Genomic DNA, 12,968 nt, shown 5'->3' on the forward strand with positions numbered 1-12,968 from the left:
CGTGGGCGGCACCAAGGTCGCCCTGCGCGCGGAGCACACGGACGGCACCGTGCGTCAGGCCGGCTTCCGGTGGCCGCGGGCGACGGACACCGCCACGCACGCGGTGGCGGACCTGGACCTGCTCGCCCGGCAGGTCAGGGAGCTGTGCGCAGTCGCCCCGGACTGGCCGGCGGGCGTCGGCGTGGCGATGCCCGCCACCCTGGACGCGGCGGGCATCGTCACCGCCTGGCCCAACCGCCCGGGCTGGACCGGCCTCGACGTCGGCGCCGCGCTGCGCGAGGTCGTCGGCACCGCGGAGGTCCTCTGCGCCGACGACGGCGACCTCGCGGCCCTCGCCGAGGCACATGCGGCCGGCCGTCCCGATCTGCTGTATCTCGGCGTCGGCACCGGCGTCGGCGGCGGGATAGTCCTCGGCGGCAAACTGCTGCCCGGCCCCTCGCGGGGCTCCTGCGAGATCGGCCACCTGATCGTGGACCGGTCCGGGGAGCTGTGCGACTGCGGGCGTCGAGGCTGTGTGCAGTCCGTCGCCTCGGGCCCCGCCGTCCTGCGCCGGGCCGCCCGCGCCCGTGGCACCGAGGTGACCTTCGACGAGCTGGCGCAGGCCCTCGCAGAGGGCACGCCCTGGGCCGCCGACGCCGTACGCGAGGGCTGTGCGGCACTGGCCGCGGCAGCCGTCGGGGTGAGCGAACTGCTGGGCCCCGCGACCGTCGTGGTCGGTGGCGGATTCGCCGACGGCCTGCCCGGCTTCACCGGAACGGTCGCGGCTCAGACGGCACGACTGGCCCGCCCCGGCCACCCGCCGCCGACCGTGGAGCCCGCCCGACTCGGCGGTCTCTCCTCACTGCACGGGGCGGTCCTGCTGGCCAAGGGACGCCCACCGGAGAACTGAGACCGGGCCGGCCACGGGTCGGCGGCCCGCTCGCTGCCGGGAACGGCGTCGGCCGCGCCGGTTGGACGCTCCTCTCGTCCGGGGCCGGCGCGGCTGACGCCCGCATGCGGCCCTCTCAGGATGTCGCGCGCGGCATCTCCGCCAGCACCCGCGCGACGACGTCCTCCGGCAGATCCGGCACCAGCTCCGCGCCGTCCTTGCCGTCCAGTACGAAGGTCAGTCCCGACGTAGCCTTCTTGTCCAGCCGTACGAGCTCGATCAGCCGGGCCGGAGAGACGTCCGCGGGCAGCTCGTGGGGCAGCCCGTAGTGACGCACCACCTCCAGGTGCTCCGCCGCCCGCTGTTCGTCGAGCCGGTCCAGGGCCAGGGCGAGCCGTCCCGCGAACACGGTGCCGATCGCCACCCCCTCGCCGTGCCGCAGACGAAAGTCCGTGGCCACTTCCAGCGCGTGGCCCAGGGTATGGCCGTAGTTGAGCAGATGACGCAGGCCGGTGTCGCGCTCGTCGGCGGACACGATCTGCGCCTTGCGCGCCACACTCGCCGCGATCTGCTCCGGCAGCGACAGCTCCCGCAGGTCGCCGGCGCCTATGAAGTGACAGCGGGCGATCTCCCCGTAACCGTTGAGCATCTCCCGCTCGGGCAGGGTCTCCAGATAGTCGGTGTCGCACAGCACCGCGCTGGGCTGCCAGTAGGCGCCGATGAGGTTCTTGCCCTCGGGCGTGTTCACCGCGGTCTTGCCGCCGACGCTGGCGTCCACCTGCGCGAGCAGTGTGGTCGGCAGATGCACCACGGGCACCCCGCGGTGGAAGAGGGCGGCGGCGAGACCCACGACGTCCGTCGTGGTGCCGCCGCCGACGGAGACGACCACGTCGTCACGGGTCAGGCCGAAACGCACGAACTCCCGGCACAGCGACTCGACCGTGCCGAGCGTCTTGTCCTTCTCGCCGTCGCGGGCCCGCAGGACCAGCGACGGCACGCCGGGGTCGGGGATCCAGGCGTCGGGCCGGGCCGAGACCACCGCGGCGCGCCGCGCTCCCAGCCGCTCGACGATCCCGGACAGCGAGTGCCGCACCCCGGATCCGATGTCGACGGGGTAGGAGCGGTCGCCGAGTTCCACCCGGATACGGGTGTGTTGGGGTGCGGAATTCGTCATGTCCGTGTGTGTCCCTTTTCCTGTCGTCCCGCCGTCGCGGGAAGGCGGGACGGGGAAAACAGATCCCCCTCCCGGGGCACCGGCGGAATTGCGGTGTCCGCTTATCACGGGCGCATTTCGGGCTGACAGCCGATAACGCGATGACTGTCAGCATGGCGGTGGAGCCTAATGCCGTGGGACCGCCGCATCAAACACCTTGCCGATTAATTCTGGTCACTCCTCAAGTTAGGGATGACTAGGGGGGTGATGAGGGGGTGCCGGGAGAGCGTCCGCTGACGAGACTGTGCCGGGTAGGGCGAATCATCTGCCATTGCGGGCTGCCCGTCTGCTGCCGCCCCGGAGGGATGACGACACATGTTGCGCACGGAGCTGATCCGGCCGCTCCCCGAGCTGTTGGTCCACCAGGCCCGGCACTTCGGTGCCAAGGTCGCCTTCCGGGACGCCCGGCGGAGCGTCAGCTACACCGATCTGGAGGCGCGGACCCGTCGACTGGCCGGGCACCTCGCGGAGTTGCGGTTGCAACCCGGCGACCGTGCGGCCATCTGCCTCGGCAACCGCGTCGAGATCGTCGAGAGCTACTACGCCATCACCCGGGCCAGCGCCATCGGTGTTCCGGTCAACCCGCGGAGCAGCGACGCGGAACTCGCGCACCTCCTCGACGACAGCGGCGCCCGGATCGTCATCACCGACCACCCGCACGTGGAACAGCTCCGGCGTCTGCTGCCGGACCGACCGCACCTGACGGTCGTCCTGGTGGGCAACGATCCGGTGCCGTCCGGCTTCCTGCCCTACGAATCGTTGGCTACCCGGGAACCCGCCACGCCGGCCCGCGACGACCTGGGCCTCGACGACCTCGCGTGGATGCTCTACACCTCGGGGACCACCGGCAGGCCCAAGGGCGTGCTCTCCACCCAGCGCAACTGCCTGTGGTCGGTGGCTGCCTGCTACGTGCCGGTGCCCGGACTCGGCCCCGAGGACCGCGTCGTCTGGCCACTGCCTCTCTTCCACAGCCTCTCGCACATCGCGTGCGTGCTCTCCGTGGTGGCCGTGGGCGCCAGCGCCCACATCGTCGACGGGCTGTCGGCCGAGGACGTGCTGACCGCACTGGACGAGGATCGCGCCACCTTCCTGGCCGGCGTCCCCACCCTGCTGCACTACCTGCTCGACGCGGCCCGCGACCGCGGCTTCACCGCCCCCCGGCTCCGTGTGGCCCTGGTGGGCGGCGCGGTCACCACCGCATCGCTGCGCCGCTCGTTCGAGCGTGTCTTCGGCGTTCCCCTCATCGACGCCTACGGCTCCACCGAGACCTGCGGCTCCATCACCGTCAACTGGCCCTCGGGCGCCCGAGCCGAGGGCTCCTGCGGACTGCCGGTGGTGGGTCTGGGCGTACGCCTGGTGGACACCCGGACCGGAGAGGACGTGGCCGACGGCCAGGAGGGCGAGGTGTGGGTGCGCGGCCCGAGCGTCATGGCCGGCTACCACAACCAGCCCCAGGCCACCGCGGTCGCCTTCCACGACGGCTGGTACCGCACCGGCGACCTGGCCCGCCGTGACGAGGCCGGCTACTTCACGATCACCGGCCGCATGAAGGAACTGATCATCCGCGCCGGGGAGAACATCCACCCGGGAGAGGTGGAGGAGGTCCTGCGCATCGTCCCCGGCGTGGCCGATGTCGCGGTGGTCGGCAAGCCGCACGACGTGCTGGGCGAGGTACCGGTCGCGTTCATCGTCCCCGGCCCTCAGGGACCGGACACGGAGCGGCTGTTCGCCGAGTGCCGCGACCGCCTCTCCTACTTCAAGGTGCCCGAGGAGCTGTACGAGATCGAGGCGATCCCGCGCACCGCCTCGGGCAAGATCGTCCGGCATCGGCTGCTGGAGACACCCGCACGACTGCGTGCGACCAGCAGCGGCCTGTACGACTCGCTGTTCCGCGTCGACTGGATACCCAGCTCCCCGCTCTCCCTCGGCGCGGTCCCGGGAGAGCCGGGCAACTGGGCGCTGGCCGGCTCCGACCCACTCGGCCTGGCCGCCGCCCTGCAGGACGCCGGCGTACCGTGCGAGGTGCACCCCGACCCGGCCGCCGCCCGTGCGGCGGTCCGGGGCGGCACCGGCGTCCTCCTCCTGGACCGCACCGCCTACGACTCCGGAGCGGGCATCGAGGAGTTCGTCGCGTACCTGCAGGACCGGCTGGCCGATGACCACGACGAGCACGTCACGCTCGTGGTCCTGACCCGGCGCGCCGTGGCCGCCGGCGACGGCGAGGACGTGCGGGACCCCGCACACACCCCGCTGTGGGGCCTGGTCCGCGCGCTGCAGACCGAGCATCCGGGCCGGCTCGTCCTCGCCGACCTGGACACCGACGGCCTCGGAGTCGACGGCGCACGGCCCCTGGCCGCCGCAGTCAAGGCCGGTGAACCGCAGTTCGCCGTCCGCTCCGGTGTCGCCCTGCTGCCGCGTTTCGCCCGCGTCTCCATGGACCGGGAGGAGCCGCCGCTTCCGCTGCTCGACCCTGACAGGACGGTCCTGGTCACCGGCGCCGCCGGCGCCCAGGGCGCCGCCCTCGCCCGCCACTTCGTGACCGCGCACCACGCCCGCCACCTGCTCCTTGCGTTCACCCCCGGACACGGTGACGAGAGTGTGCAGACGCTGTGCGCCGAACTCGCCGGGACCGGTGCCCGCGCCACCGCCGTCGCGTGCGACCCGGGCGACCGCGCCGCCCTCGCCGAACTGCTGGCGGACGAGAGCAGGCCGCCGCTGACGGCCGTGGTGCACGCGGAGGAGATCACCGGGACCGGCACCGTGTCCGCCGCGGCACACGCTCTGCACGACCTGACCGCCGACCGCGACCTGGCCGCGTTCGTCCTGTGCTCCTCGCCCCTCGGTGTCCTGGGCGGTCCCGGCGCCGGCGACATCGCCGCCGAGAGCGCCGCGCTGGAGGCACTGGCCCAGCACCGGCGCGCCCACGGCCTCCCCGCGCTGTCTCTGGCCTGGGGACCTTGGGCCGACGGCGCGGCCGAGAGCGCCGTCCCCTACGCGGCGGGCGAACTCACCGAACAGCAGGCCCTGGTGCTGTTCGACGCCGCGCACGCCGCAGGCGAGGCCGCGTTCATCGCGATGCGCCTCGACAACGCGGCCCTGCTCACCGGCCCGGTCCCCGCACCGCTGCGCGGACTGATCGACACCACGGCTCGACAGGTGCCGGCCGAGATCGTGGAGCTGCGCGGCCGACTGGAGGATCTGCCCGCCGAGGAGCGGGAGGAGCTCCTGCTGCGGATGGTGTGCGACGAGGCCGCCGCAGTCCTCGGCCGCACCGGCACCGAGGACATCCCGGCCGGCCGGGCCTTCAAGGAGCTGGGGTTCACCTCCGTGATGGCCGTCTCCCTGCGCGACCGGCTCAGCACCGCCACTGGACTGCGCCTCCCCGCGACCAGTGCCTTCGACCACCCCACCCCCGAAGCCCTGGCGCACTGGCTGCTGAGCGAGGTCTACGGCGAGTCCGCCGACGTGCCGGCCGTGTCCGCCCAGGCCGCGGCGGTCTCCGACGACCCGATCGCCATCGTGTCGATGGGCTGCCGGCTGCCAGGCGGCGTCACGTCCCCCGAGGACCTGTGGCGGCTGGTCGCTGACGGCGCCGACGGTCGCTCCCCGTTCCCGTCCGACCGCGGCTGGAACCTCGACGAGCTGTATGACCCCGACCCCGACGCCGCCGGAAGGTCCTACGTCACGGAGGGCGGTTTCCTCGACGACGTAGCCGGCTTCGACGCCGAGTTCTTCGGGATCTCCCCGCGCGAGGCGGTCGCGATGGACCCCCAGCAGAGGCTTCTCCTGGAAACCTCCTGGGAGGTCTTCGAACGCGCCGGCCTGGACGTGGGCGCCCTGCGCGGCGCGGACGTCGGTGTCTTCGCCGGAGTCATGTACCACGACTACACCACCCGGGCGGTGCGGCCGGCGAAGGAGATCGAGGGCTACCTCGGCGTGGGCGGCGCGGGCAGTGTCGTCTCCGGCAGGGTGTCGTACACCTTCGGCTTCGAGGGCCCCGCCGTGACGGTGGACACCGCGTGCTCGTCCTCGCTGGTCGCCCTGCACCTGGCCGCCCAGGCGCTGCGCGCGGGGGAATGCTCCCTGGCGCTGGCGGGCGGTGTCGCGGTGATGGCGACCCCGGGCAGCTTCGTCGAGTTCTCGCGGCAGCGCGGACTCGCCCCCGACGGACGCTGCAAGGCCTTCGCCGCCGCGGCGGACGGCACGAGCTGGTCCGAGGGCGTGGCCCTGCTGCTCCTGGAACGGCTGTCGGACGCCCGCCGCAACGGTCACGAGGTTCTCGCCGTCGTACGCGGTACCGCCGTCAACCAGGACGGCGCCTCCAACGGCCTGACCGCGCCCAACGGCCCCTCCCAGCAGCGAGTCATCCGCCAGGCCCTCGCCAACGCCGACCTCACCCCCGCCGACGTCGACGCCGTCGAGGCGCACGGCACCGGCACCTCCCTCGGTGACCCGATCGAGGCGCAGGCTCTTCTCGCCACCTACGGTCAGGAACGGCCCGACGACGGGCACCCGCTGTGGCTCGGCTCCCTCAAGTCCAACATCGGCCACGCCCAGGCCGCCGCCGGTGCGGCGGGTGTGATCAAGATGGTGCAGGCCATGCGGCACGGCGTGCTGCCCCGGACGCTCCACGTCGACGCCCCGACGCCCGAGGTGGACTGGACCCGTGGCGCGGTCGAACTGCTCACCGGGCCCAGGCCCTGGCCCGAGACCGGGCGCCCGCGGCGCGCGGGCGTCTCCTCCTTCGGCATCAGCGGGACCAACGCCCACGTAGTCCTCGAACAGCCCACCGAAGAACCCGCCACGACTCCCGCCGACGGACCGGAGCGTGCGCTGCCCGACGGGCTTGTCCCGCTCGTCCTCTCCGCAAAGTCTCCCGAGTCCCTGCGCGCCCAGGCGGGACGCGTGGCCGCCCTCCTCGATGCGGAACCCACCCCCGCCCTGGCCGACGTCGCCCTCACGCTCACCGGCCGCCAGGCCTTCGCGCACCGCGCGGTCGTGGTCGCCGCCTCCACGGAGGAAGCCCGCACCGCCCTGTCCGCCCTCGCCGCCGGTGACGGCACGACCGGCACCGCCACCGGCGGCCGGCTCGCCGTCGTCTTCTCCGGCCAGGGCGCGCAACGCCCCGGAGCGGGCCGCGAACTGTACGCGTCGTTCCCGGTGTACGCCCGCGCCTTCGACGAGGTCTGCGCCGCCCTGGACCACCGGCTCGACCGCCCCCTGCGCGACGTCGTCCTCGCCGAACCCGGCACCCCCGAGGCGGACCTGCTCGACCGGACGGCCTACACCCAGGCGGCCCTGTTCGCCGTGGGAGTGGCCCTCTACCGGCTCGTCGAGTCCTGGGGTGTACGCCCCGACCTGGTCGCCGGACACTCCATCGGTGAACTCGCCGCCGCCCACGTGGCCGGCGTGTGGTCCCTGGAGGACGCCGCAGCCCTGGTCGCCGCCCGTGGCGCGATGATGCAGCGGCTGCCCGAGGGTGGCGCCATGATCGCCGTACAGGCCACCGAGGACGAGGCCATCGCTGAGCTCACCGAGGGAGTCGCCGTCGCGGCGCTCAACGGCCCCGACGCCGTGGTTCTCTCCGGTGACGCGCCCGCCGTCGAAGCAGTGGCCGCCCAGTTCGCGGCCCGGGGCCGCAGGACGAAACGGCTGCGGGTCTCGCACGCCTTCCACTCGCCGCGCATGGAGCCGATGCTCGACGCCTTCCACGAGGTCGCCGCCGGACTGAGCTTCCGCACCCCGGCCCTGCCCGTCGTCTCCAACCTGACCGGCTCCCTCGCCGACCCCGCGCAGCTCTGCGCCCCCGACTACTGGGTGCGTCACGTCCGCGGCACGGTCCGCTTCGCCGACGGCCTGCGCACCCTGCGCGAACAGGGCGTCACGACCGTGCTCGAACTCGGGCCCGGCGGGGTGCTGACGGCCTTGGCGCAGGACTGCCTTCCCGAGGACGTCGACTGCGTGGCCGCCCTGCGCGACGGACGGCCCGAACCCGCGACGCTGCTCACGGCCGTCGCCCGGGCCCACACCAGGGGCGCCCGCGTCGACTGGCCCGGCCTGTTCGCCGGCGGGGACGCCCGCACCACCGCCGTACCGACGTACGCCTTCCAGCACCGGCGCTACTGGCTCCACGCCGGCCCCGGTACCGGCGACCTCGGAGCCGCGGGCATCACCGCGGCGGGGCACCCGCTGCTGAACGCGTCGGTGGAACTGCCCGAGACCGACGCCGTCACCTTCACCGGACGCCTGTCCACGGCCGACCGGCCCTGGCTCGCCGACCACGCGGTTGACGGCACGGTCCTGCTGCCCGGGACGGCGATGGTCGAGATGGCCGTCCGGGCCGGCGACGAGGTCGGGCGCGGCGCCGTCCGCGAACTCGTCCTGGCCGCGCCCCTGATACTTCCCGCCGACGGTGCGGTGCGCATCCGCGTACACGTCGGCGCCCTCGACGAGGCCGGCGACCGCCCCGTCTCCGTCCACTCCCGCCCCGACGGCGACGAAGGGCCGTGGACCCGCCACGCGAGCGGCGCCCTGACCCGGGCGAACCCCGACGACGTTCCCGGCACCGACGCCGCCCCGTGGCCCCCGCCGAACGCCTCGGCCGTGCCCGTCACGGACTTCTACCGGCAGCGCGCCGAGGCCGGCTACGAGTACGGGCCCGCCTTCCAAGGACTGCGCGCGGTGTGGACCCTCGGCGAGGAAGTCTTCGCCGACATCGCCCTCGACGACGAACACCACGACGACGCCGGCCTGTTCGGCCTGCACCCGGCCCTCTTCGACGCCGCCCTGCACCCCAGTGTCTTCGGTGGCGTCGCCGAGTCCGCCGAGGGAAGCCGTCTGCTGCCCTTCGCGTGGAACGGCGTACGACTGCACGCCTCGGGTGCCAAGGCACTGAGGGTCCGGCTGACCCCCGCCGGAGAGAACGGGGTGTCCCTGCGCATCGCCGACGCCACCGGATCCCCGGTCGCCGACGTCGACTCCCTCGTGCTGCGTCCCGTGGCCGCCGGACACCTGCGCCCCGCCGCCGAAGCCGGACACGAATCCCTGTTCCGTGTGACGTGGACGGCACTGCCGGCCACGGCACGCACGGACGGGTCCGAGGGCATCCGCGTCCTCGACGCCACCGGCGACGGCACCTCGACCGAGGACGTGCACGCACTCGCCGCCCGCGTGCTGAAAGACCTCCAGGCGTTCCTGGCCGAACCCGGCGACGACACCGCGCCGCTGCTGGTGGTCACCAGCGGAGCCGTCGCCGTCCGCGACGGCGAGAGCGTCACCGACCCGGCGGCAGCCGCGGTCTGGGGCCTGGTGCGCTCCGCCCAGGCCGAGCACCCCGACCGTCTCGTCCTGGCCGACACCGACGGACTCGACGCCTCCCGCGACGCGCTCACCGGGCTCCCGGCGGTGGCCGCAACCCTGGATGAGTCGCAGTTCGCGGTACGTGAGGGCGAGGTGTCCGTGCCCCGCCTCGTCCGCGCCACCGCGCCCGCCCTGGCGGTCCCCGAGGGCGCCGGCACCTGGCACCTGGACACCACCGGGCCCGGCACCCTGGAGAACCTGGCCCTTGTGCCGGACGCCGACTCCGGTCCCCTGGCACCCGGCCGGGTCCGCGTGGCCGTCCGCGCCGCGGGCATGAACTTCCGCGACGTCATGATCGCCCTGGACATGTACCCCGGCAGGGCCGCGATCGGCGGCGAGGGCGCCGGCATCGTCCTGGAGACGGGTCCCGGCGTGAGCGGCCTGTCGCCCGGTGACCGGGTCATGGGACTGTTCCCCGGCGGGGCGTTCGGCCCGGAGGCCGTGACCGATCACCGCAGGCTCGTCCGCGTCCCCGCGGGATGGACCTTCGCACAGGCCGCCGCCGCTCCCATCGCGTTCCTCACCGCCCTCTACGGTCTGCGCGACCTGGCAGACGTCCGGCCCGGCGAGACCGTCCTGGTCCACGCCGCGGCCGGCGGCGTCGGCATGGCCGCCGTCCAGATCGCCCGTCACCTCGGCGCCGAGGTCTACGGCACCGCGAGCCCCGGCAAGTGGGACACCCTCCGTGCCGGCGGACTCGACGACGCGCACCTCGCCAACTCCCGCACCACCGACTTCGAGCGGGACTTCCTCGACGCCACCGACGGTCGCGGCGTCGACGTCGTCCTCGACGCACTGGCCGGCGAGTTCGTCGACGCGTCCCTGCGCCTGCTCCCGCGAGGCGGCCGCTTCCTGGAGATGGGCAAGACCGACATCCGCGACGCCACCGAGGTCGCCGAACGCCACCCCGGGGTCGAGTACCGCGCCTACGACCTCGCGGAGGCGGACGACGACCGGGTACGCGAGCTGCTGGACGAACTCGTCGGCCTCTTCGACCGCGGAGCCCTCACCCCGCTGCCGGTGACCGCATGGGACGTACGGCACGCCCCGGACGCCTTCCGGCACCTCAGCCGGGCCCGCCACACAGGCAAGGCCGTCCTGACCCTGCCACGCCGGCCCGACCCCGACGGCACCGTCCTGGTCACCGGCGGGACCGGCTCCCTCGGCGCACTCGTCGCCCGCCACCTCGTCACCGCACACGGCGCCCGCAACCTGGTGCTCGCCAGCAGGCGCGGCCCCGACGCGCCCGGCGCCCGGGAGCTGACCGCCGAACTCACCGCCCTGGGCGCGACCGTACGCGTCGAGGCCTGCGACGCCGCCGACCGCGAGGCCCTGGCCCTGCTGCTGGAGTCCGTCCCGGCGACGGCGCCCCTGACGGCGGTGGTGCACACCGCGGGCGTCGTCGACGACGGCGTACTCGCCGCGCTCACCCCCGAGCGGATGGCCGCCGTACTGCGGCCCAAGGCCGACGCCGCCCTCAACCTGCACGAGCTGACCCGGGACCTCGACCTCGCCGCCTTGGTGCTGTTCTCCTCGGCCGCCGGTGTCCTCGGCAACCCCGGGCAGGCCAACTACGCGGCGGCCAACGCGTTCCTCGACGGACTCGCCCGCGTCCGCCGTACCGAGGGACTGCCCGCGGTGTCGCTCGCCTGGGGCCTGTGGTCGCACGCGAGCGGCATGACCAGCACCCTCGCCGAGGCCGACCTCCGGCGCACCGAACGCGACGGCATGCTCGGGCTCACGGCCGAGGAGGGCCTGGCCCTCCTCGACGCCGCCCTGACCGCCGGGGAACCGGCCCTCGTGCCGACCCGGCTCGATCCAGGCGTGCTGCGCGACCGGGCCGCTTCCGGCGCGCTCCCGCCGATGCTGCGCGCACTCGTGCGAGCCCCGCGCCGCGCCGCTGCCGCCATGGCCCCCGGGGCCACCCTGGCCGAACGGCTCGCGCAACTTCCCGCGGACGAGAAGGCCGCCCTCGTCCTGGACCTGGTCCGCAAGGAGGCCGCGGCCGTCCTCGGTCACTCCGACGCCTCACTGGTTGCACCCGACCGCGCTTTCAAGGAAGCCGGTTTCGACTCGCTGACGGGGGTGGAACTGCGCAACCGGCTCGGCAGAGTGGCAGGTACCAGGCTGCCCACGACGGCCGTGTTCGACTACCCGGCGCCCACCGCGCTCGCCGACTACCTGCTCAAGACCCTTGATCAGGAATCCGATCCGGTCGCGGCCAGACTCGACGCCCTGGAAGCGGCGCTCGACGCCCTGCTGGCGGAGGAACTGAAGCATTCCGGTATCCACTCCCGCCTGCGGTACCTCGGATCGAGGCTCGAAGAAGCCGCGCTGAGTGGCAGCCCCGCCGAGGCCGCCGACCGGACCCGCCACCTCGAAGCCGCTACCGCCGACGACGTCTACGCCTTCATCGACAACGAGCTCGGGCTCGGCTGACCCGCCGCCAGGCACCCAGAGGAGATCAGGTTCCATGACCACCGACGAGAAGGCGCTCACCTACCTCAAGCGGGTCTCGGCCGAGCTGCAGCAGACGCGGGAGAAGCTGCGCGAGGAACAGAACCGGCGCACCGAACCCATCGCCGTCGTGGCCATGGGCTGCCGGTTGCCGGGAGGAGTGACGTCCCCCGAGGACCTGTGGCGACTGGTGTCCGAGGGCACCGACGCCGTCGGCGCCTTCCCGGCCGACCGTGGGTGGGACCTCGACAGCCTCTACCACCCGGACCCGGATGTGTCCGGCAAGTCGTACGTCCGTGAGGGCGGTTTCCTCGACGACGTGGCCGGTTTCGACGCGCCGTTCTTCGGAATCTCCCCGCGCGAGGCGCTGGCGATGGACCCGCAGCAGCGCCTGCTCCTGGAGACGTCCTGGGAGACCCTGGAACGTGCCGGGATCGACCCCGCGACCCTCAAGGGTGAGAGCGTCGGCGTCTTCACCGGCGTTGCCGGACAGGAGTACACCCCGCGCATGGGCACCGGCTCCGAGGAGATCGAGGGTTACGTCCTCACCGGCGGCGCGGGGAGCGTCGTCTCGGGCCGGGTGGCGTACACGCTCGGCTTTGAGGGCCCGGCGGTGACGGTCGACACCGCCTGCTCCTCGTCCCTGGTGGCGATCCACCTCGCCGCTCAGGCGCTGCGCTCCGGTGAGTGCTCGCTCGCGCTGGCGGGCGGCGTCGCCGTGATGTCCACCCCGGGAGCCTTCGTCGAGTTCTCACGCCAGCGCGGACTGGCCCTGGACGGCCGCTGCAAGGCGTTCGCCGCCGCGGCGGACGGTACCGCCTGGGCCGAAGGTGTGGGCGTACTGCTGCTGGAGCGTCTGTCGGACGCCCGCCGCAACGGTCACGACGTCCTGGCCGTCGTGCGCGGCAGCGCGGTCAACCAGGACGGCGCGTCCAACGGCCTGACCGCGCCCAACGGCCCCTCCCAGCAGCGTGTCATCCGGCAGGCGTTGGAGAACGCCCGGCTCTTGGCCGCGGATGTCGACGTGGTGGAGGCGCACGGTACCGGTACGTCCCTCGGTGACCCGATCGA

General features: G+C 73.7%; 4 protein-coding genes. 3 read left to right on the plus strand and 1 reads right to left on the minus strand.

The window, feature by feature from the left end:
• Position 1: 1 nt before the first annotated feature.
• Entirely contained in the window at positions 2–889 is an 888-nt protein-coding gene (locus tag ACWD04_RS28055; protein WP_451136519.1) for an ROK family protein, read from the plus strand.
• A gap of 115 nt (positions 890–1,004) precedes the next feature.
• Here the strand turns inward: ACWD04_RS28055 and ACWD04_RS28060 are convergent, their stop codons facing one another.
• Positions 1,005–2,042: a 3-dehydroquinate synthase family protein gene (locus tag ACWD04_RS28060; RefSeq protein WP_451136521.1), complete on the minus strand. Its 1,038-nt coding sequence runs from the start codon at positions 2,040–2,042 to the stop codon at positions 1,005–1,007.
• Between the two features lie 354 nt (positions 2,043–2,396).
• Between ACWD04_RS28060 and ACWD04_RS28065 the strand changes: the two genes are divergently transcribed.
• Positions 2,397–11,879, plus strand: coding sequence for an SDR family NAD(P)-dependent oxidoreductase (locus tag ACWD04_RS28065; RefSeq protein ID WP_451136523.1), 9,483 nt, complete (start codon positions 2,397–2,399; stop codon positions 11,877–11,879).
• Positions 11,880–11,913: 34 nt separating this feature from the next.
• The coding region (locus ACWD04_RS28070) for a beta-ketoacyl synthase N-terminal-like domain-containing protein (RefSeq protein ID WP_451136525.1) at positions 11,914–12,968 on the plus strand (1,055 nt) is incomplete at its 3' end.

The organism is Streptomyces sp. NPDC002911, assembly GCF_053591835.1.

Coding starts and splice junctions, on each gene's coding strand:
- ACWD04_RS28060 (WP_451136521.1), bottom strand. CDS start 2,042: ATGACGAATTCCGCACCCCAACACACCCGTATCCGGGTGGAACTCGGC.
- ACWD04_RS28065 (WP_451136523.1), top strand. CDS start 2,397: ATGTTGCGCACGGAGCTGATCCGGCCGCTCCCCGAGCTGTTGGTCCAC.